At 28.5% G+C, this 22,003-nt stretch carries 16 protein-coding genes, 1 rRNA gene and 1 riboswitch; of the genes, 13 read left to right on the top strand and 4 right to left on the bottom strand.

Annotation, left to right across the window (positions count from 1 at the left end; genetic code table 11):
* The 12 genes from rrf to IR151_RS14225 all read left to right on the top strand — a co-directional run.
* Positions 1-114: ribosomal RNA gene (gene rrf / locus IR151_RS14280) — 5S ribosomal RNA — on the top strand; the annotation flags it as partial.
* 191 nt (positions 115-305) lie between these two features.
* Positions 306-914 carry a DedA family protein gene (locus IR151_RS14275; protein WP_227435537.1) on the top strand — a complete coding sequence of 203 codons (609 nt, stop codon included), beginning with the start codon at positions 306-308 and terminating at the stop codon, positions 912-914.
* A 142-nt stretch (positions 915-1,056) separates the two neighbouring features.
* The gene (locus tag IR151_RS14270) at positions 1,057-1,986 is read left to right on the top strand and encodes an AAA family ATPase (RefSeq protein ID WP_227435535.1); all 930 of its coding nucleotides are present in this window, start codon (positions 1,057-1,059) and stop codon (positions 1,984-1,986) included.
* A gap of 13 nt (positions 1,987-1,999) precedes the next feature.
* Positions 2,000-3,775, top strand: a complete 1,776-nt coding sequence (locus IR151_RS14265; RefSeq protein WP_227435533.1) for a nitric oxide reductase activation-like protein — start codon at positions 2,000-2,002, stop codon at positions 3,773-3,775.
* Between the two features lie 137 nt (positions 3,776-3,912).
* Positions 3,913-4,106: riboswitch (cobalamin riboswitch) on the top strand.
* A 184-nt stretch (positions 4,107-4,290) separates the two neighbouring features.
* Positions 4,291-5,043 carry an energy-coupling factor ABC transporter permease gene (locus IR151_RS14260; RefSeq protein WP_227435530.1) on the top strand — a complete coding sequence of 251 codons (753 nt, stop codon included), beginning with the start codon at positions 4,291-4,293 and terminating at the stop codon, positions 5,041-5,043.
* Positions 5,033-5,317 (top strand): energy-coupling factor ABC transporter substrate-binding protein, encoded by a 285-nt coding sequence (locus IR151_RS14255; RefSeq protein ID WP_227435527.1) that lies wholly within the window; start codon positions 5,033-5,035, stop codon positions 5,315-5,317. The genes IR151_RS14260 and IR151_RS14255 overlap by 11 nt, the downstream gene beginning before the upstream one ends.
* Positions 5,318-5,319: 2 nt before the next feature.
* Entirely contained in the window at positions 5,320-6,018 is a 699-nt protein-coding gene (gene cbiQ / locus IR151_RS14250; RefSeq protein WP_227435525.1) for a cobalt ECF transporter T component CbiQ, read from the top strand.
* Positions 6,011-6,832, top strand: coding sequence for an energy-coupling factor ABC transporter ATP-binding protein (locus IR151_RS14245; RefSeq protein WP_227435523.1), 822 nt, complete (start codon positions 6,011-6,013; stop codon positions 6,830-6,832). The genes cbiQ and IR151_RS14245 overlap by 8 nt, the downstream gene beginning before the upstream one ends.
* Before the next feature lie 249 nt (positions 6,833-7,081).
* Positions 7,082-9,346: a DUF3553 domain-containing protein gene (locus IR151_RS14240; RefSeq protein ID WP_227435521.1), complete on the top strand. Its 2,265-nt coding sequence runs from the start codon at positions 7,082-7,084 to the stop codon at positions 9,344-9,346.
* 16 nt (positions 9,347-9,362) lie between these two features.
* Positions 9,363-10,661, top strand: coding sequence for a M18 family aminopeptidase (locus IR151_RS14235; RefSeq protein ID WP_227435519.1), 1,299 nt, complete (start codon positions 9,363-9,365; stop codon positions 10,659-10,661).
* 30 nt (positions 10,662-10,691) lie between these two features.
* Entirely contained in the window at positions 10,692-11,444 is a 753-nt protein-coding gene (locus IR151_RS14230) for a patatin-like phospholipase family protein (protein ID WP_227435517.1), read from the top strand.
* Positions 11,445-11,508: 64 nt separating this feature from the next.
* Complete coding sequence (locus IR151_RS14225; protein ID WP_227435515.1) at positions 11,509-12,033, top strand: peptidylprolyl isomerase; 525 nt, start codon at positions 11,509-11,511, stop codon at positions 12,031-12,033.
* Positions 12,034-12,794: 761 nt separating this feature from the next.
* Here the strand turns inward: IR151_RS14225 and IR151_RS14220 are convergent.
* Positions 12,795-14,393 carry a putative manganese-dependent inorganic diphosphatase gene (locus tag IR151_RS14220; protein ID WP_227435512.1) on the bottom strand — a complete coding sequence of 533 codons (1,599 nt, stop codon included), beginning with the start codon at positions 14,391-14,393 and terminating at the stop codon, positions 12,795-12,797.
* Between the two features lie 854 nt (positions 14,394-15,247).
* Here IR151_RS14220 and adhE point away from each other — a divergent pair.
* Positions 15,248-17,890, top strand: a complete 2,643-nt coding sequence (gene adhE, locus IR151_RS14215; protein WP_227435504.1) for a bifunctional acetaldehyde-CoA/alcohol dehydrogenase — start codon at positions 15,248-15,250, stop codon at positions 17,888-17,890.
* A gap of 359 nt (positions 17,891-18,249) precedes the next feature.
* Here adhE and IR151_RS14210 read toward each other — a convergent pair whose 3' ends face one another.
* From IR151_RS14210 to IR151_RS14200, 3 genes are read right to left on the bottom strand one after another with little or no spacing between them, the layout of a single operon-like run.
* Complete coding sequence (locus tag IR151_RS14210; protein ID WP_227435502.1) at positions 18,250-18,591, bottom strand: hypothetical protein; 342 nt, start codon at positions 18,589-18,591, stop codon at positions 18,250-18,252.
* Between the two features lie 39 nt (positions 18,592-18,630).
* Positions 18,631-19,293 (bottom strand): ABC transporter ATP-binding protein, encoded by a 663-nt coding sequence (locus tag IR151_RS14205; protein WP_227435499.1) that lies wholly within the window; start codon positions 19,291-19,293, stop codon positions 18,631-18,633.
* A gap of 11 nt (positions 19,294-19,304) precedes the next feature.
* Positions 19,305-21,881: an ABC transporter permease gene (locus tag IR151_RS14200; protein ID WP_227435496.1), complete on the bottom strand. Its 2,577-nt coding sequence runs from the start codon at positions 21,879-21,881 to the stop codon at positions 19,305-19,307.
* Positions 21,882-22,003 lie beyond the last annotated feature (122 nt).

The raw sequence follows: 22,003 nt of genomic DNA, 5'->3' as shown, positions 1-22,003 counted from the left end.
GGTTACAATAGCAGAGAGGATACACCTGTTCCCATTCCGAACACAGAAGTTAAGCTCTCTAGCGCTGATGGTACTTGGTGGGAAACTGCCTGGGAGAGTAGGACGTAGCCACGTAATTTTTTTATTTTTTGTTGTAAAGTTTCTTATTTTCAAATTTCTTATTAAAAAAACATAAGTCTGTTATAAATGCTTTATATAAACACATATAATATTTTAAAGAGTTTTTTATAAATTAATTCTTATAATGTAGGATGTGAGGTTTTATAGGTATGTACTTTTAAATAAGAAAGGAGATAGATAAGTGGGTGTCTGTAATCAATAGTTTTATTTTACAATATGGATTAATATCTGTATTTGTATTAATTATGATTGAGTATGCTTGTTTTCCATTACCTAGTGAAGTAGTTTTGCCACTTTGTGGTGCTATTGCAGCAAGAAATCATTTTGGTTTTCTAACTATTTTAATTTTAAGTATAGTTGCAGGGATACTTGGTTCGATATTTTGTTATACAATAGGTAATTGGGGAGGAAAATCTATCATAAATAAGATAGTAGAGATATGTCCAAAGGCAAAAAAGGGAATTTTTACATCACAAGATTATTTTAACAAATACTCTTCTATTTCTGTTTGTGTATGTAGATTAATTCCTCTATGTAGAACATACATATCTTTTATAGCAGGTATTGCAGGTCAGAATATTATAACTTTTATTGTATCCTCTATTGTGGGTATCACCATATGGAATACTTCGTTAATTAGTATTGGGTATATTTTTTCAGAGAGTTGGGTAAAAATAATGTCACATTATAATGATTATAAATTTATGGTTCTAATTATACCAATATCTATAATTATTGTTGGTTTTGCTATTAAGTCACATATACATAAAAAACACAATAGAATAAGATTATAAAAATATATATGGACAGCCCTTTTTGTAGAATACAGAAAGGGCTGTTATTAATTTATAAAATTAATTTTAGGCTATATCCTTTTGTGCTAAAATGGTGTTAAGAAATAAAACAAATACTATTTTATATAAAAGGGGTAAGGATATGGATATAATAGATAACTTAAGGATACAAGGGGTAGATGAGAAACTTATTGAAGATGTATTGTATTTCAGAAATTATTATAGCTTAGAAAAAGATTTAGAATACAGAGTAACAAAATCTAAAACTTATTTTTATGGTAAAGAGATATTATCTATGTGTATAACAGCTATTTTAGAAGAAGAAAATATTTTATTGTCAGGGCCAAAGGCAACAGGGAAAAATTTACTTGCTGATAATTTAGGCGAGATATTTAATAGACCCCAATGGAATACCTCGTTTCATATAAATACAGATAGTTCAACACTTATAGGTACAGATACATTTATAGATAATGAAGTTAAACTTAGAAGGGGTTCAGTTTATGAGTGTGCTGTTAATGGAGGATTTGGAATATTTGATGAAATTAATATGGCAAAAAATGATGCCATAGTTGTAGTTCATTCAGCCTTAGATTATCGTCGAGTGATTGATGTACCAGGTTATGAGAGAGTTAATCTGCACCCAGCAACAAGATTTATTGGAACTATGAATTATGAGTATGCGGGAACAAAGGAACTTAATGAAGCTCTAGTTTCTAGGTTTATGGTAATAGATATTCCTCCTGTAGAAGAGGAGAAGTTAATGATGATTTTGAAAAATGAATTTTCAGATGCTGATGAAGAAAAATTAGCACAATTTGCAGGGATATTTTTAGATTTACAATTAAAATCTCAAAATGGTGAAATATCTAGTAAAGCTATTGATTTAAGAGGTCTTATGGCATCTCTTAAAACTATAAGAAGAGGATTAAAGCCAACTCTTGCAATTAATATGGGGCTTACAGGAAAGACTTTTGATATATATGAAAAAGAAATGGTTGGAGATGTAATTAAAACAAGAATACCTAATAAATGGGAGAGTGCAGATATATTTCCAATAAGTCATATTTAATATAGGTGAGATTATGAAATGGATATATGATGATTATGAATTTGAAAATAGAGCAAATAACTTATCTTGGACAATAGCTGGTGATTATAACGAAAGTATAGATATATCAGAAAAAGATTATTCTTCAAAGGAAATAGGTCTATACTTTGCAATAATTGCAGGAGCTAGAAGAAAATATGTAGACTGGGATATAGTTAAAAAATACCTCACAAATAGAATACGAAAAGGATATGATAAGGATGTTATATTAGGTCTAATTCAAGTTATACTAAATACAATTGTTGAAGAAAAAGCTATTAAAGATAGACCTGGAATAGAAGATATTAGAAAAAGAGCATATAAAGATATTGTTTCACGTTTTACCAAGATATACAATAACAATATGATGGACAAGATTAAATATGCATTTGTACTTTATAGCATGGATAAACATCCAGCATTAGATAGTATAACTAAAAGAATAGTAAATGATATAAGGCTTATAGATACAAATCAGGATATTATGGAGATTTTAAAGGTATTAGATGTTATATATTTAACTTATTTTGAATATATATTGAATAGTGAAGAAAATAATTCTACATATGATGAAAACAATGTAAAAAATGTTGAAGTAAACTTTGATACGTTTGCTGATTTTATGTATGAAGAACTATATAGCGATGAAGATGAAAATATCGTTGAAAGTGATATAGATTCAATCTCCTCATCAATGCTTATAGAGGGAGTAGGAGACTTTGACAATTCTCAAGCTAACAATTCAGCAGATAGAGTTATATATGTTGATGAAGAGACTGTAAATAAAATATACACTAAAATAGAACATTACTATGGGAAAACTTATTTAAGTAAGGGTGAAATTAAAAAGCTTGAAACACAAAATTGTAGAAACGTACATGAAGGATGTAGAATTCACTTCACAGATGGTGTTCTTAGAAGTGAATGTAATAATGTTTTTCAGCTAAAATATGTGACAAGACAAAAAGAAAATAATTTAGGCAAATTTAGAGAACATGCTAGGATGTATAGACAACAAATAAAGCGATTAAAAGAAAGCCTTTCTAGGATTTTAGTAGAAGAAAATGCTAAAAATAGAGTATATTCTGATTGTGGTACTATATTAGCAAATAGAGCCTGGAGAGTTGGAAGGAGTAATAATAATAAAATATTTTATAAAGATATAGAAAATGAAAAAGGAAAATATGTTATTGATATATTGTTGGATGCAAGTGGTTCTCAAAGTAGAAACCAAGGAAATGTAGCAATTCAAGCTTACATAATTGCAAATGCTTTGACGGAAGTTGGAATACCAAATAGAGTTATGGGTTTTTCTAGTTTCTTAGATTATACGATATTAAAAAGATTTAAGGATTATGATGACAGTATTAAAAATAGTGAAAACATCTTTGAATACTTCTGCGCTGGTAACAATAGAGATGGTTTAGCTATAAAATCTATATGTAGTGGTTTGATAAATAGAGATGAAGAAAATAAAATTTTGATAGTCCTTAGTGATGGAAGACCAAATGATGTAAAGATAGGAAAAAACAGTGAGAGAACTTTAAGAGGTGAAAAAGCTTATAGAGGTGTTGTTGGTTTAAGAGATACAGCTAATGAAGTAAGAAAAGCTAGGAAACAAAATATATTAGTATTAGGAGTATTTACAGGCAAAGAATCAGAACTTGAAGCTGAAAGATTAATCTATGGAAATGATTTTATATATTCAAGAGATATAACTAGATTTTCTGATGTAGTTTCAATGTATTTAAAGAAAATAATTAGGAATTAATAGATTTATAAAAAAGAATTTATATACATAAAAATATAAAAATGAATAAAATTTGTAAAAAATGTAGAAATTTTCACAGAAAAGGTATACAATGATTTATATAGAAAATGAATTAAAAATAAAGTAATATTAAAAATTAAATATATAATATTATAGGTTCTTTAAGCAAGATTAATAGGGAAGAAGGTTAAATTCCTTTACAGCCCCCGCTACTGTGATGCAGACGAAACTTTTGTTAGCCACTATGATAATATGTTTTTATATTTCATGGGAAGGAAGAGGAGTAGGATGAAGCTAAGTCAGGAGACCTGCCTAAAATATTAAAGTGATTTCTTCGGGGATGGAGAAAGTTTCTTATAATAATTATACAGATATGTTTATTTTATGTGTTTGTATTTAGATTGTCGAAAATTAGAAGCCTAGCCATCGAGTTAGGCTTTTTTATTTTGCTATAATGAAGGATACATGTATTATTCATATTTTAATTATTAGAAAGGGAGAGAGGGGATACTCAAATGAAACAAAATATCAAATTAGGGGTTATAGCTGCACTTATGTTAATAATTTTAACTCCAGTTACATCAAATGCAATGCATATAATGGAAGGTTACTTACCAGTAAAATGGTCTATAGCATGGGGAGTTATATTTATACCATTTTTCTTAGTGGGATTAAAATCAATAGGTAAAATAGTAAAGCAAGACCCTAAGAAGAAAGTTTTATTAGCTCTATGTGGAGCATTTGTCTTTGTATTATCAGCATTAAAAATACCTTCAGTAACAGGAAGTTGTTCACATCCTACTGGAGTAGGTCTTGGAGCAATAATGTTTGGACCAAGTGTAATGTTTGTTCTTGGAACTATAGTTTTAATATTCCAAGCATTATTACTAGCACATGGTGGAATAACTACTTTAGGAGCTAATGCTTTTTCAATGGCTATAATAGGGCCAATTATATCATTTTTAATATTTAAAGCATTAAAGAAAAAGGATGGAAATAATGCTATACCAGTATTTCTTGCAGCAGCAATAGGAGACTTAGCCACATATACAATAACTTCAATACAATTAGCACTGGCTTTTCCAGACCCATCTGGTGGAGTGATGGCTTCAGCAATTAAATTCTTAGGAATTTTCTTTATGACTCAAATACCAATAGCAATAGCAGAAGGTATCCTTACTGTAATTGTATATAATTTAATTACAGAAAATGGAGAAAAAAGCATACTAGAAAATAATGATAAAGGAGTTAAAGCTAATGAGTGCTAAAACAAAAACAAAAACTAACATATTATTACTTTTATTAGTAGTAGCTCTTATTATATTCCCATTACTTGTAAATTCAGGTGCCGAATATGGAGGAGCAGATGGTCAAGCTGAAAGTGAAATTACTAAGATAAATCCAAATTATGAGCCTTGGTTTAGTAGCCCATATGAGCCACCAAGTGGAGAAATAGAGAGTTTATTATTCTCTGCACAAGCAGCTTTAGGTGCAGGTGTAATAGGATACATATTAGGTATTCAAAAAGGAAAGAGAAGTTAATTATGCTTATAATTGATAAATATGCATATACAAATAGATTGAGTAAAGTAAATCCAAATAAAAAAGTAGCCATAGGAGCAATTTTTCTAATTGCTTCTATGGTAATAAAAAATGTATTTATCTTAAGTGGAATTATGATTTTAATGAGTATTTTACTTGTTTGTGTAGCAGGGATAGATTTAAAAAATTATTTGAAATTACTTCAAATACCAATGTATTTTTTATTTCTTAGTATAGGTATAACTCTTGTAAATATATCTTTTAATAAAGTAGATTTACTATATAGTTTTCAATTTTTTAGTTTTTATATAGGAATATCAAAGGCATCTATTGACATGTCTATTCATGTGTTATTTAGAGCTATGTCTTGTTTAACTTGTGTGTATTTTTGTATACTTACAACACCTTTTAATCAGTTAATATTTTTCTTCAAAAAATTGCATTTACCAGACACCTTTGTTGAATTATCAATGTTAATATATAGATTTATATTTATATTTTTAGAAGAATTTTCAGAGATATATAAATCACAAGAACTAAGATTTGGGTACATAAATTTAAAAACTTCATATAAATCTTTAGGGATTCTTGGAAGTATGCTGTACAAAAGGCTTATGACAAGGTATGATGATATGTGTATATCATTAGACATAAAATTGTATGATGGTAAATTTCACATAGTAGGGGATAATGATGTTTAAAATAAATAATTTAACATATCAATATGAAAAAAATGCTAGTGCATTATTGAACATTAATATGGATTTCTCAAAGGGAAATGTTATAGGTATAATAGGCTCAAATGGTTCAGGAAAGTCAACTTTATTTATGAATTTAATGGGAATATTAAAGCCTACATCTGGAGAAATACTTTTCAAAGAAGAAAAGTTAAAGTATGATAAGAAGAGTTTGTATAATCTTAGAAAGAATGTAGGGATTGTTTTTCAAGACCCAGAAAAACAAATATTTTACTCAAAAGTATATGATGACATAGCATTTGCGATGAGAAACATTGGAATGGATGAAAAAATTATTAAAGAGAGAATAAACAAAGCTTTGATAGCTGTTAATGGAATAGATTTTATAGATAGACCAGTACACTTCTTAAGTTATGGTCAGAAAAAAAGAGTAGCAATTGCATCAGTTATAGCAATGGAAAATGAAATTATATTGCTTGATGAACCTACAGCTGGATTAGACCCAGTAAGCACTAGGTCTATTGTAGATATAATAAAGGGATTAGATAAAAATAATATAAAAATAGTAATATCCAGTCATGATATGAATTTAATGTATGAAATATGCGATTATATATATGTACTGGATAAGGGGATTTTAATTGATGAAGGAAATGCAGAAAGTGTATTTGTAAATGAGAACAATATTATACAAGCTGGATTAGAATCTCCATGGTTAGTAAAGGTACATAAAAATATGAATTTACCTTTATTTAAGAAAGAAGAAGATTTGTATAAGTACTGGAAAGAAAGAGACTTAGTACAAATAAATAATTAAGCCCTAAACCTATTTTAAAAAAATAGATTTATATATAATAACCCTTAACCTAGACCCCTTAAAGGTGCCTTATGATTCCCCAAATCATAAGGTTATTTTTTTTATAAATATAAAAATAAATTTTATAAGTAAGTGTTATCTAATTGTTAAAATTTTACAATAATCTATTAATATAATACATAATTATAATTTGAAGTAATTCATATTTTAGATTAAAATATATTTATGGCTGTTAACAGGAGGAGAAATATGAATTTAGATACATTAAATCCTGCTCAAAGAGAAGCAGTAGAAAAAACTGAGGGGCCAGTACTTATATTAGCTGGTGCTGGCTCAGGTAAAACTAAGGTACTAACAACAAGAATAGCATACCTTATGGAAGATAAAGGTGTACAAGCACCTAGTATATTAGCTATAACATTTACAAATAAAGCTGCAAATGAAATGAGAGAAAGAGTCGAACAAAATATAGGTTCGGAAACTAAGGAAATGTGGATAAGTACATTCCATTCTTGTTGTGTTCGTATACTTAGAAAAGATATAAATAAAATTGGTTACAATAGAAGTTTTGTAATTTATGATGCTGCAGACCAAGTAACCTTAGTCAAAGATTGCCTTAAAGAATTAAATTTAAGTGATAAAGTATTTGAACCAAAGGCCGTTATAAGTGCTATTTCAGGAGCAAAAGATAAGCTTTATACGCCAAAGCAGTTTAAAGATATGAATATGTCGGATAATAGAATGGTTAAAATTGCAGATATTTATGCATTATATCAAGACCGTTTAAAGAGAAATAGTGCACTTGATTTTGACGATTTAATACTTAAAACTGTAGAACTTTTTAAGGCTAATGATGAAGTATTAGCTTATTACAGAAGTAGATTTAGATACATAATGGTAGATGAGTATCAGGATACGAGTAAAGCTCAATATGAGCTAATAAAATTATTAGCTAGAGAACATCAAAATATCTGTGTTGTTGGAGATGATGACCAAAGTATTTATGGATGGAGAGGCGCAGATATAAGAAATATACTTGAATTTGAGAAAGATTATGATAATGTACATGTTGTGAAACTAGAACAAAATTATAGATCAACACAAGTAATATTAGATGCAGCTAACAAAGTTATATCAAATAACATAGAAAGAAAAAGAAAGAAACTTTGGAGTGAAAAGAAAGAAGGAGAACTTATAAAGATACAACTAACTGGTAGTGAAATAGAAGAAGCTGATTTTATAGCTGACTCAATTGCACAAATAGCTAGAAAAGAGAATAGACCATACAAAGATTTTGCAGTACTTTATAGAGCAAATGCACAAGCAAGACCTGTAGAAGACGCTTTAAACAGAAGTCAAATACCATATAATATATATGGTGGTACAAAGTTTTATGAGAGAAAAGAAATAAAGGACTTAGTAGCGTATTTAAGAGTTATTCAAAATCCACAGGATGACATATCTATAAAAAGAATTATAAACGTTCCTAGAAGAGGTATAGGGCTTAGAACTATAGAAAAAATTGAAGATAGAGCCAATTTGAAACAAGAGAGTATATATTCAGTTTTAATTGATATAGAAACAAACTCCGATATATCTACAAAAGCTAGAGCAAGTATAAGTGGATTTGTTGATATTATAGGTACACTTAGAACTATAAAAGAAGTCTATCCTGTTAGTAAGTTAATAGAAAAAGTTTTAGATACTACAGGATATATGGATGAACTTGTAGATATAAAAAATAAAAATGAAAAAGATTTAACTGGTAAAGGTGAAGAAGCTCAAGATAGAATTGATAATTTAAGAGAATTTATATCTATAGCACTAGAGTTTGAAAGTAGTAGTGATGACACTTATGAAAATAAAGATTTAGAGACATTTTTAACTAGTATAGCACTTACATCCGAATCTAATGATGAAGAGGACAATGATAGAGTTTCTCTTATGACAATTCATACATCTAAAGGATTGGAGTTTCCAGTTGTATTTTTAACAGGGATGGAAGAAGGACTATTTCCTATATCAAGAGCTATAAAGTCTCTGAGTGAATCTCAAATAGAAGAAGAAAGAAGGCTTTGTTATGTTGGTATAACTAGAGCTAAAGAAGAGTTATACATGTCACTAACTGAAAAAAGAACGCTATATGGTAAAACAAATGTTGCAATAGCTTCAAGATTTATGGAAGAGTTACCAGAAGAATGTATAGAAAGATTGTACAAAATGAAAAAAGAATTAAGTTATTCTAAAGCAAGTTATAATATGTTAGATAAATATACTAAAAAGTATATGAATACTATAAGTAAATCTAAAGTTGCAGATAATGTTAACGCTACAATAAAAGATTCAAATAAAGAGACTAATCCAGAAGATATAAAGCTTGGTTCTAAAGTACATCATCCTAAATTTGGGGTTGGAACAGTCGTGTCTATAACTGGAACAGATGTTACTATAGCCTTTGATAAGCAAGGAATTAAAAAAATAAATAAAGAATATACAACACTAGATATTTTATAATGGAGGAAAATTAGGAATGGATAGTATAAGCTTTGCTAAAAATTTAATAGATTTCATATACGATAGCCCATCATCTTTTCACGCAGTTGATAGTGCTAAAGAAGTTTTAGATAAAAATGGATTTGAAGAGTTAGCTTTAAATAAGAAATGGAATCTAAGAGTAGGTGGAAAATACTACGTGACTAAAAATTTATCTGCTATAGTAGCTTTTGTAGTTAACTCAGATAATATAGAAGAAGGTGGGTTTAGAATAATAGGTTCTCATTCAGATTCTCCTACATTTAGTATTAAGCCAAATGCAGAAATAGAAGCTGAGAAAGTTTATTTGAAGCTGAATACAGAATGTTATGGAGGAGCAATATTAAGTACATGGTTAGATAGACCACTTGGTATAGCTGGAAGAGTAGTCTTAAAAGGAGATAGTGTACTTAAGCCAAAGGAAAAACTTATCGACTTTAAAAAACCAATTTGTATAATACCAAATCTAGCTATACATTTGAATAGAAGCATAAATGATGGTCATTCATATAATAAGCAAAAAGATATGTTACCTTTAGTTGGATTATTAAATGATACATTAGAAAAAGATAACTTTCTTTTAAAACAAATATCATCTAATTTAAATGTAAAAGTGGAAGATATAATAGACTTTGATTTGTTCTTATATGAATTTGAAAAAGGAAGTTTAATAGGGGCTAATGAGGAATTTATATCTATTGGAAGACAAGATAATCTTGCAATGGTACATGCTAGTTTAAATGCTTTAGTTGATGCTAAAGGACAAAGTGGTGTAAATGTAATGGCTGTATTTGACAATGAAGAAGTTGGAAGTTCTACTAAACAAGGTGCAGATTCAAATATGCTATTAAATATATTGGAGAGAATATGTTTATCAATAGGGAAACATAGAGAAGGATTTTTTGAGGCTATTTATTCGTCTTTCATGATATCATCAGATTTAGCTCATGCTATTCATCCAAATACTCCAGAAAAACATGACCCAACCAATAAACCAGTTATGGGAAAAGGGCCTGTTATAAAGATAAATGCAAGTCAAGCATATACAAGTGATGGATATTCTATAGCTGTTTACAAAAATATATGTAAGGAAGCTAATGTCGAGTATCAAGAATTTGTAAATAGGTCAGATGAGAGGGGTGGAAGTACTATAGGTCCAATATCCTCTACTCATGTAGATATACCATCTGTGGATGTAGGAAGTCCAATTTTAGCAATGCATTCTATAAGGGAATTAGGTAATGTTGAAGACCATTATAGTATATATAAAACATTTAGTAAGTTTTTTGAAATATAAATATAAGATAAACAATTTGGAGATGAAACTATGAAACTAGGACTATGCTTAGAAGGTGGAGGAGCAAAGGGAGCTTACCAAGCAGGGGTAGTTAACGCTTTGTATGATAATGGAATAAATCATTTTTATTCAATTTCAGGAACATCAATAGGAGCAATAAATGGATATTATTTATACACAGGTAATGTTGATAACTTGAAAAAAATGTGGACAAATATAAAAGATATCCAGAACGGAAATGTGAAAATAGTAAATAATACTGTGGATAATTCTCCAGCTATAGATAATCTGAGAGAACTAGATAGTAGTAAAATAGAGAAAATGAACTTCTATGTTAACTATGTAGAAGTTAATAATAAGGTAGTATCAGAAAAGGTTGTAAATGTGTCAAAAATGCCTAAAGACGAAGCAATTTTAAGCATTTCATATAGTGGATTGTTACCATCAAATCCAAATGCTACTCTTGGATTTAAAGAACAATTCATGAAGGATGTGCAAGATGGTATTTATGATGGTTTTAAATTGGATGGAGGTCTAATTAGGAGTGCGTTAATTGAGCCTTTAATTGTGGATAATGTGGATAAAATTATTCTGATATCCACAAAGTATAATTATGATTTACCAGATGACATCAAAAAAATATATAATGAAGATAAAATAATAGTAGTTAGACCTAACACTCAATTTGCACCTAAAGATACTCTTAACTTTGATGATGAGTTTTGTAAAACTATATATCAAGAAGGATATGAAATAGGAAAAAATATACTTGCTAGAGTTTAATTTAGAGTATAATATAATAAATGTAATTGTGTAATTTAATTAATAAAAAGGAAGGTAATAAGTCATGGAAAATAAAAATCCTATAGTAACTATAGTAATGGAAAATGGAAAAGAAATAAAAATTGAGTTGTACCCAAATATAGCACCAAATACAGTTAAAAATTTTGTATCATTAGTAGATGATGGATATTATAATGGAATAACATTTCATAGAGTAATACCAGGATTTATGATACAAGGTGGATGCCCAAATGGTACTGGAATGGGTGGTCCAGGACATTCTATAAAAGGTGAATTTAGTGGAAATGGATTCACTAACAATTTAAAGCATGAAAGAGGCGTTATATCAATGGCTAGAACTATGGCACCTAATTCAGCTGGTTCTCAATTTTTTATAATGCATAAAAATTCACCACATTTAGATGGTCAATATGCAGGTTTTGGTAGAGTTATAGAAGGTATGGATACAGTTGATGAAATAGCATCAGTTAGAACAGGAGCAGCGGACAAGCCACAGACTCCGCAAGTTATGAAAGCTGTAACTGTAGAAACTTTTGGAGTAGATTACTCAGACGTTGAAAAAAACTAGGACACAGATAAAAGAAAAAATATATACAACTTAAAGATAAAGTGAGATGTTATTATATTTTCTAGAGAATATAATAACATCTCACTTTTTAATTTATTCTATTATACTTTGTTTTACTGAAATTTAATTATCTATTAAATTTTTATTATACTAAATAACTCCAGTAATCTTATCAGAACATCATCTTAAAGTATTATAGAAAAATAATTATATTAAATTATTTATGATTAAGTTTTTAATATATAATATATTAAAATAAATATAGAAGATAGATGGAAAACATTTATTTCAACATTTTTTAAAGCTATTTTAGCGATTTTATTTAAGAAAAGAAAGTTATTTGTATATTTTTATTTAAGAAAAAACATTATAATGGTAATATATTCTATTTACAATTTCATAACTTTGGTTTACAATAATAGAGACAATAAATCCTAAAGAACATAATAAGAAAAAAGTGCTTAATATTTGAGAGAGACTGGTTTAGTTTACACCAGCTAAACCAGTCAAGGAATAATTTAAAGTGTAATATATAATAATAAGAAAAAAATACACTATTAGAGTTTTCTAATAGTGTATTTTTTTATGGAATTTAATATTGTTATAAAAGAATTTCAAACAGTAAATTTTTAAGTGACATATTGTAACTAAGTATGTACTTTAACAAAGACATTAAATATATTGAAAGGTTTAATAAAAATATAAAAAACTGTTTCAAATTTAAATTTGAAACAGTTTTTGTATTGTTTAAAGATTTTATATTATTTAAAATTTTTAATTGCAGTAGTTAAGTTAGGTACTAATTGTTTCTTTCTAGATACAACACCTGGAGCAAATGTTCCTTGAACTCCTTCAATACCAAATGCATCAGCAATTAATCTATCTTCTGCTTTGTAAATTAAATAAGAACCTTCTTTTATTATATCTGTAACTGCAAGAACTAATTTGTCATAATCAGTTGAATTTATATAAGATAAAAATTCATCCTTCTTAGCAAATATAGAGTCTGTGTCTAAAGTAAATACTTGTCCTATACCAACTCTATGTCCACTCATGTTAAACTCTTTAAAGTCCATATTTACTATTTGTTCTATAGTAAACTCATCTAAAGAAGTACCACATTTAAACATATCCATAGCATATTTTTCCATGTCTACTTTTGCTATTTTACTTAATTCTTCACAAGCTTTCTTATCCATATCAGTAGTTGTTGGAGATTTAAATAATAATGTATCAGATAATATAGCAGATAAAAGAAGACCAGCTATTTCATAAGGTATCTCAACATTATTTTCTTTATACATTTGATAAATTATAGTACTATTGCATCCAACAGGCATAACTCTAAAAGACATAGGAACATCAGTAGAAATACCACCAAGTTTATGATGGTCAACTATTTCAACTATATTTGCTTGTTCAATTCCATCAGCACTTTGAGCATATTCATTATGGTCAACTAAAACAACATTCTTTTTAGATGGATTTAATAGATGCCCTTTTGAAATTAATCCTAAAAACTTATTGTCATCATCTAATATAGGATAAGATCTAAAATTTGTTTCTAACATAATTTCTTTTATTTCATCCATATAGTCATCTTCTTTAAATGTAATCAAATTATCTGTGGCTTCTATAGAATCTAAGAAACTACATTGATTTATGACATTAGAAGTTTTGTAGTTGTCACTTTCAACAGAAACAACAGACACTCCATTTATTTTAGCAAGAGCTAGTAAGTCTTTTGAAATTTTTGTATGATTAGTAAGTATTAAAAGCTTAACTTTTGTATCAATTGCGTATTCAATACTATCATATCTATCGCCAACAATAGCTATATCCCCTTCTTTTAAAGTCTCTATCAGGGTTTCCATACCAAATGATAAAGTAACAACTCTACCTTTTACATCTTCACCACAATCTACAAGGATATTACCATTAAGGTTTTTGCAGATATTTGATAGTGATGTGTGTATAGTTGTAAAATGTTGATGAAGAAGGTTTTTAGCTATTTCTTTCATGGTAATAATACCAGCAAAAGTTCCATCCTCATAAGTTACAGGTAATGTTTTAACATTTTTTTCATCCATAAGATTATAGGCTTCTAATATAGAAGAAGTTGGAGTTAAAGGTACTACCTTATCATAATTTAAATCTCTAACTTGTATTCTAACGTTATCTAAGATTTCAGGTGCATCTACCTTAAAGTAATCTAAGGCGTATTTAGCTTCCTTTCTGATGTCTCCTAAAGCATAAGCTGTTGCTTCTATCCCTAATTTGTTTTTTAAATGTGCTAATGAAATTGCAGAACATATTGAATCTGTATCTGGATTTTTATGTCCGAAAACTAATAAACTCATTTTAATACTCCTTTCAAAACCTGAATATAATAACTGATAAAAATATTATATCAAAAGGTAGTAAGTATTTGTTGTAAAAGAAAAAATTTAATGAAAAAATATTATAGGAAATTTTATCTCTTATATAAGTACTACAAATTTAATATAAAATTTTTTATGATATCTACTTTTACCCAATTAAATTAATTTTTATTCACAATTAATTGATTGGATATACCTGAGAAAAAATTAATTAATATGATAATAAACTAAGAATTTATAAATAATTTTGTGCTGTAAAATTTTTTGTATACATATTGTAAGTAAAAAATTAACGAGGTTGATATAAAAATTGTTTATCTACATGAAAAATATTATTTTAAGATATTGACTTAAAAATAACTTATAGAAACTAAAATATTTTTAATTTATATATTTTTAAAAATTACATAGTCATTATCAAAAGAAAAAATGCATATAAATCAAAAATAAGTGTTATTTTATGAAAATATGACAAAAATATTATGTCTTACTTGTAAAAATAACATATAAAATTTAATAAATAAAAAAAGTGAAAGATATAAATTATCATTTTAGTAGTTTATTTAGTCAAAGTAAATTATTCAAATGAAATATATCTTATTTAAATAAAAAAATTTAATAAAAGTAAAAAAAATAATATATTTGTTAAAAAATAAATTGACAAAATATTCAGAAAAAAACTTCTTGACCTAAGGGCATAAAATAAATAAAATCTAAAGTATAGATATGAAATCTATAAAATTATTTTAAGTATAGGTTAAAAATATAATAGATGATGCATTTAAGATTTATAAAAATAGGAGATGCATAATTATTTAGGGAGGTTTTTAGTTATGGAGAAAAAAGAAAAGGTTGTAGAAACAGTAGCTGTTGAAGTATGTAGCCCTGAGATTGTCAATAGTGTTGAGACATTAAGAATGAGGCTAGAGGAAATTAGATTAGCACAAAAAGAATTTGCAACATTTACACAAGAGCAAGTAGATAAAATTTTCTTAGCTGCTTCAACTGCAGCAAATCAACAAAGAATTCCCCTAGCAAAAATGGCAGTTGAAGAGACTGGTATGGGTATTGTTGAAGATAAAGTTATAAAAAACCATTTCGCTTCAGAGTATATCTATAATGCTTATAAAGACACTAAAACTTGTGGTGTTATAGAAAAAGATGAGGCATTTGGATTTACAAAGATTGCTGAACCAGTAGGTGTATTATCAGCAGTTATACCAACAACTAACCCTACATCAACTGCAATATTCAAGTCCCTAATAGCACTAAAAACTAGAAATGGTATAATTTTCTCCCCTCATCCAAGAGCTAAAAACTGTACTATAGAAGCGGCTAGAGTTGTACATGATGCAGCAGTTAAGGCAGGAGCACCAAAAGGTCTTATAGGTTGGGTAGATGTGCCTTCAATTGAATTGACTAATGTTGTTATGGCAGAAGCAGATCTTATATTAGCTACTGGCGGACCTGGAATGGTTAAATCTGCATATTCTTCAGGTAAACCAGCTGTTGGAGTTGGACCTGGAAATGTACCAGCAATAATAGATGAGAGTGCAGATATAAAAATGGCTGTAAGTTCAATATTAGTATCAAAATCATTTGATAATGGTATGATATGTGCTTCTGAGCAAGCAGTAATAGTACCAGAAAAAATATATGAAGAAGTTAAAAAAGAATTTAAATATCGTGGAGCACATTTCTTAAATAAAGAAGAAACAGAAAAGGTAGGCAAAGTAGTAATAATTGATGGAACTTTAAATGCCAAAATAGTTGGACAACCAGCTCATGTAATAGCAAAAATGGCAGATGTAGAAGTGCCAAAAACAGCTAGGATAATAATTGGCGAAGTTGAATCTGTTGAAGTAGAGGAACCTTTTGCACATGAAAAACTTTCTCCTGTCCTTGCAATGTACAAGTCTAAGAGTTTTGAAGATGCAGTTGCTAAGGCTGAAAAATTAGTTGCTGATGGTGGGTATGGTCATACTTCATCATTGTATGCAGACTCTATCAATCAACCAGAGAGAGTAGAGAAGTTTGTAAATGCTATGAAGACTTGTAGAGTATTAGTTAATACTCCATCATCACAAGGTGGTATAGGTGATTTATATAACTTTAAATTAGCTCCATCTCTTACTCTTGGTTGCGGTTCTTGGGGTGGAAACTCAGTATCAGAAAACGTAGGAGTTAAGCATTTACTTAATATCAAGACAGTAGCTGAAAGGAGAGAGAATATGCTTTGGTTTAGAGCCCCACAAAAAGTTTATTTCAAAAAAGGATGTTTAGGTGTAGCAGCAAGAGAATTTAAAGATGTCATGAACAAGAAGAAAGCTTTTATAGTAACAGACTCTTTCCTTTACAATAATGGTTATACTAAAAAACTAACTGATTTATTGGATGAAATGGGAATTAAGCATACTACATTCTTTGATGTTGCTCCAGACCCAACACTAGCTTGTGCAAGAGAAGGGGCTAAGGCTATGTCCGATTTCCAACCAGACTTAATAATATCTGTAGGTGGAGGTAGTGCAATGGATGCTGGTAAGATAATGTGGGTAATGTATGAGCATCCAGAAGTAGATTTCCAAGATTTAGCAATGAGATTTATGGATATAAGAAAAAGAGTATATGCATTCCCTAAGATGGGTGAAAAAGCATACTTTGCAGCTATTCCTACTTCAGCAGGAACTGGTTCAGAAGTAACTCCATTTGCAGTTATAACTGACCAAGATTCAGGTGTAAAATATCCATTAGCAGATTATGAATTAATGCCAAATATGGCTATAATTGATGCAGATATGATGATGGAAATGCCACCAAGATTAACAGCAGCGTCAGGTGTTGATGCATTAACACATGCACTAGAGGCATATGTATCTATGTTAAGAACTGAACCAGCTGATGGACTAGCACTTCAAGCAGGCAAAATAATATTTGAATATTTACCTCGTGCATATAAAAATGGAAAGACTGATAAAGTAGCAAGAGAAAAAATGGCAATGGCATCTACTATGGCTGGTATGGCTTTTGCAAATGCTTTCTTAGGAATTTGCCACTCTATGGCACATAAACTTGGTGCATTCCACCATGTTCAACACGGTGTTGCAAATGCATTGTTAATAAATGAAGTAATTAAGTTCAATTGTGCAGAGGCTCCAAATAAGATGGGCGCATTTTCACAATACAGATACCCTGATTGTATACAAAGATATGCTGAATTTGCTTCTTTCGCAGGAATTAAAGGAAATACAGACCAAGAAAAAGTGGATAATCTTATAAAAGCAATAGATGAATTAAAGGCAAGAGTGGGTCTTCCTAAGACTATAAAAGAGGCAGGAGTAGATGAAGCTAAATTCTTAGAGGGATTGGATGCTATGGTTGAACAAGCATTTGATGACCAATGTACAGGTGCAAATCCTAGATATCCATTGATGAGTGAATTAAAAGAGATATATTTAAAAGTTTATTATGGTAAATAATATTTCTTTTAGAATATTAATTCTATTAGACTTGTATATAAATTATTAGATTTGCATATAAATAGAGTTTTATTAGAGCTATATATAAATATTTGTTAATGATAGATTTTAACTTAAAACCTAAATAAAAATGATAAAAGATAAGAAAATTTATATTGATTTTGAATATGTATATTTAATCAATTAACTTTAAAATTAGTCACAAAATTTTTTTATTACATATAATTTTAAAGTATAATATATAAAAAACTTTATGAAAAAATTATAAAAATATTCAGAAAATTCTATTGACTAATCTATTTATCATGATATAATAGGTATAGAAAACAAAAAAACTGGGGCCTATTAAGGCCCCCTTATTACTTTTTGATAGATTTATTTAGAATAACTTTCTCATTTTGATTTTTTATATTTATGACAGAGTCGTTGTAATCTACCTCGAAGTTAGCAAAGGCAGAAAATAAATCTATATCTCTTAACAAATGAATTGTCATACATTGCTTGTTCTTATTTAATCTTAGAATTAATGCTCTTACAAATGGAAATTGGATTCTAGAATTAAATAAGTTAGAACCATCAGTATCTATATCTAAGCTACGATAATTAATATCTATAAATACATCTACATCATCGTTTTCTTCTCTTATTATTCTATAGTCAAAATCCAAGTCTAAATTTAAATTACCTAAAACCAATAACATTTAAATCCTCTTTTCTATAAGTAGTTTTAGAGTATTAGTTTAACTAAGCTCTCCATCTATTATAGATATAATTCTATCTGCTTTTCTAGCAATATTTTCATTATGTGTTATTATTATAAGAGTTTGGTTATATTTTTTTATAGAACTTTTTAGTAAATCCATGACTTCTTCCGTAGTTTTACTATCCAAATTTCCTGTTGGTTCATCTGCTAGGATTATACTTGGTTTTGCAGATAAAGCGCGTGCAATAGCAACCCTTTGTTGTTGACCACCAGATAATTGATTTGGAAGATGATTTTTCCTCTCACTAAGACCCAATAAATTTATAATGTCTTCGATATATTCTTCATCGACTTTTTTATTGTCTAACTTTAGTGGTAATTCTATATTTTCTTTTACATTTAATACTGGAATTAGGTTATACTGTTGAAAGACAAATCCTACTTTTTGTCTTCTATATTTTGCTAATCTTTTATCTGAAAGGCAACATATATCTTTACCATCGACTTTTATAGTTCCACTACTTGGTCTCTCAAGACCGCCTACTAAATGTAGAAATGTGCTTTTTCCACTTCCACTTGGACCAATTATCGCAACAAATTCACCCTTATTTATTTTTAAATTTGCATCCTTTAGTGCATGTACAGCTGTTTCCTTTTTTCCATAAATCTTACCTAAGTTAAGAATCTCTAATATAGGCATAATTACTCCTCCTATTCTGTAATGTTTATAGCTTCAACTATACTAATTTTATTTATCTTCCTTGATGGAATATATGTAGCTAGGATACCTACAATTATGTTTGCTAAAACAACTAGGGTATATATTTTGTAATCTATTGAAAATCCCAATCCATATGATACAAATCCCTGCAGGTAATACATTTTAAATTGTATTATAAGACCAGCCACAATGGTAATTATACTTGAGAGTGCTCCATATAATATTCCCTCATAGAGTATCATATTTTTAAATCCTTTCTCAGAGATACCAATAGCTCTTAACATTCCAAATTCGTTAGTTCTTGAGGTTAAGTTATAACTTATGTTATTTATTATATTAAATACACTAATTATGAACATCACTGCTACTATACCATAATTATAAATCATGGACCTAGATGTCATCTTATCAGAGTTTTCTTTTTCTACCATCATATCTACCGTTGTAGTTCCAGGAACTTCACTTCCAATTTTACCCAAAAGTTTATTTATTTTTTTCTTGTTTGCATTTTTATTAAGGTCTAGATAAACTAAGTTATACTTATCTACATCAGTTAATTTTTTTAGATATTCGCTACTCGTTATTACATCTACACCCTCATCTCCAGAGTACATACCATTATCTGCAAAAGGATAACTTACAATAGCTCCAACTTTAAAGTCATATTCTAGATATTCATAATTATCTTTTTGACTTTCATAAAGTCCTGTATCTATTCCAACTTTTGGATATTTGACCTTTATAGTATCGCCTACTTTTATATCTACAGCTGGTGTGCCTGTGCCAGGAGTAAAAGTCTTTGAATATTTCTGTGTTTTAGAAATTTCTGGTACATATACTATAGACAAGTTTTCTTTTTTCATTTTTTTCAAATTTATACTTCCACTTACCAAGTATTTTTCTAATGATTTTATCATCTCATCATCATAACCTCTTAACTTTTGTTTTAGTGTATATTTTCCGGTAGTCTTATTTTTTGTGAATAGAGGAAATTTCTTATAATAAGGAGCTGAATTTATAGCTTCGTAGTAATCTAATCTATTTATTGTATCTACCTCTATTCTCGTGTTCAATATGCTAGCAGTTTTGATTTTGTCAATTCCATCTATATTTTTTATTTTGTCTATCTGATTATCATTAAAACCCTTTATATCCTTGAAAGAAGTGCTGTTGCCAGTTTCATTTAGAAAAACATTTGATAGAATAAAATCTGCATTCATATATGTTTGCTCTTGACTACTTTTGTTTTGGACATCTAAAAAAGAAGATTTATAATTGTCTTTTATGATGATTATACCTCCTATGCTCATAGATAATATAATTACAATGAAGCCCTTTTTATTTCTAAAGATGTTTTTCGCAGATATAGATTTTGTTACTGATATATTTAAAGTTAATTTGGATATTAAAGAATTAACTTTGGTTACATTTTTATCAGTTCCAAAAGTTTTTCTGATAGCATCAATAGGGGAAATTCTTCTTATTTTTAAGTATGTAAAGAAACTTATAATCAGTATTGTTAGTATTGTACATGCAATTGATAAGAGGATTATTTTATCTGGAATAACAAAAGGTGTAACATTTATATTTCCTTCAAATTTAATATTTCCTGCAGACCTATTAAATATTTGTGCTCCCCCCATACCTGTACATATACCTATAGGCATTGCTATCAAAGCAAGTATGAAAAGTTCATAAAACATAAGTTTGAAAATCCTAAAATTAGTGGCTCCAATTGCTCTTAAGACACCATATTCCTGTACTCTTTGGTATATTGATATAACATAGATACTATATATTACAATACCAGCAAATAGACTCATAGCAATTGCAACGAATTTACTTGAATCATCTAAAATACCATTTTTCATAGTAGAGTCTATAAGCATTGAGTTTTTTCCTATACTATTCTCATCCAACATAGCATTTTTTGCTATATTGTCTATGTTTGTATTTATATCACTGCCCTCATTAAATTCAACATAAGCTGTAAACTTATCCAATTTTGATTGATTGAGATTCAAAAAAATTTCACATTTTCCCTTGCTTTTTTCTATATATCTATCTTCAAGTATTCCTACGACTTTAAAAGTCTCTGGATTTTCTTTTTGATATAATTTAAAAGTAAGGTCTTGATTTATCTCTGGTTTTAAACCCATACTATTTAAGACCCATTTCTCTACTACCACCTCATTGCTAGCTTTTGGAAAGCTACCTTTTATAAGTTTAGAATGGCTAGTCAAGTAATTTTTATTTGCATATTCTATGTTTATAGGTAATTTTTCATTAACATCTGTGGATGCATAGTAAGATGTTATACCCAAATTTTTAATATCTTTACTAGATTTTATGGATTCTAATTGATTTATCTTTATATCTTTAAAGTATGCATGGTCAGTTCCAAGTTCTCTTTTCAATCTATCTACATCTGCTTGCTGAGCACTTCTTGAGAGAGTACCAATACCAACAATGAGTGATGTAGCAAGAATTATACTCAGAGCAATTGCTAAAGACCTTGCTTTATAACTTTTTATGTATCTTAGTGCTATTTTCAAATTATCTTTCATATTTACCACTTCCTTTCTTAGCTAACTTAATTATATGTTTATTTAAAATATATATCAAAGTAAGTATCTTCAAGTTTTGAGTACTTAATTGTACAAATTTATGTATGTTTTTGCAAGTTTAA

Source organism: Clostridioides sp. ES-S-0006-03, assembly GCF_020662275.1.
Classification (GTDB): Bacteria; Bacillota; Clostridia; order Peptostreptococcales; family Peptostreptococcaceae; genus Clostridioides.
This window is presented reverse-complemented; position numbering and strand designations above follow the sequence as displayed.

Bases quoted from the DNA above. Each gene is read 5' to 3' on its own strand.
- IR151_RS14230 (WP_227435517.1), top strand. From the start codon at position 10,692: ATGAAACTAGGACTATGCTTAGAAGGTGGAGGAGCAAAGGGAGCTTAC.
- cbiQ (WP_227435525.1), top strand. From the start codon at position 5,320: ATGCTTATAATTGATAAATATGCATATACAAATAGATTGAGTAAAGTA.
- IR151_RS14245 (WP_227435523.1), top strand. From the start codon at position 6,011: ATGTTTAAAATAAATAATTTAACATATCAATATGAAAAAAATGCTAGT.
- IR151_RS14200 (WP_227435496.1), bottom strand. From the start codon at position 21,881: ATGAAAGATAATTTGAAAATAGCACTAAGATACATAAAAAGTTATAAA.
- IR151_RS14210 (WP_227435502.1), bottom strand. From the start codon at position 18,591: ATGTTATTGGTTTTAGGTAATTTAAATTTAGACTTGGATTTTGACTAT.
- IR151_RS14270 (WP_227435535.1), top strand. From the start codon at position 1,057: ATGGATATAATAGATAACTTAAGGATACAAGGGGTAGATGAGAAACTT.
- IR151_RS14265 (WP_227435533.1), top strand. From the start codon at position 2,000: ATGAAATGGATATATGATGATTATGAATTTGAAAATAGAGCAAATAAC.
- IR151_RS14220 (WP_227435512.1), bottom strand. From the start codon at position 14,393: ATGAGTTTATTAGTTTTCGGACATAAAAATCCAGATACAGATTCAATA.
- IR151_RS14255 (WP_227435527.1), top strand. From the start codon at position 5,033: ATGAGTGCTAAAACAAAAACAAAAACTAACATATTATTACTTTTATTA.
- IR151_RS14240 (WP_227435521.1), top strand. From the start codon at position 7,082: ATGAATTTAGATACATTAAATCCTGCTCAAAGAGAAGCAGTAGAAAAA.
- adhE (WP_227435504.1), top strand. From the start codon at position 15,248: ATGGAGAAAAAAGAAAAGGTTGTAGAAACAGTAGCTGTTGAAGTATGT.
- IR151_RS14235 (WP_227435519.1), top strand. From the start codon at position 9,363: ATGGATAGTATAAGCTTTGCTAAAAATTTAATAGATTTCATATACGAT.
- IR151_RS14260 (WP_227435530.1), top strand. From the start codon at position 4,291: ATGAAACAAAATATCAAATTAGGGGTTATAGCTGCACTTATGTTAATA.
- IR151_RS14225 (WP_227435515.1), top strand. From the start codon at position 11,509: ATGGAAAATAAAAATCCTATAGTAACTATAGTAATGGAAAATGGAAAA.
- IR151_RS14205 (WP_227435499.1), bottom strand. From the start codon at position 19,293: ATGCCTATATTAGAGATTCTTAACTTAGGTAAGATTTATGGAAAAAAG.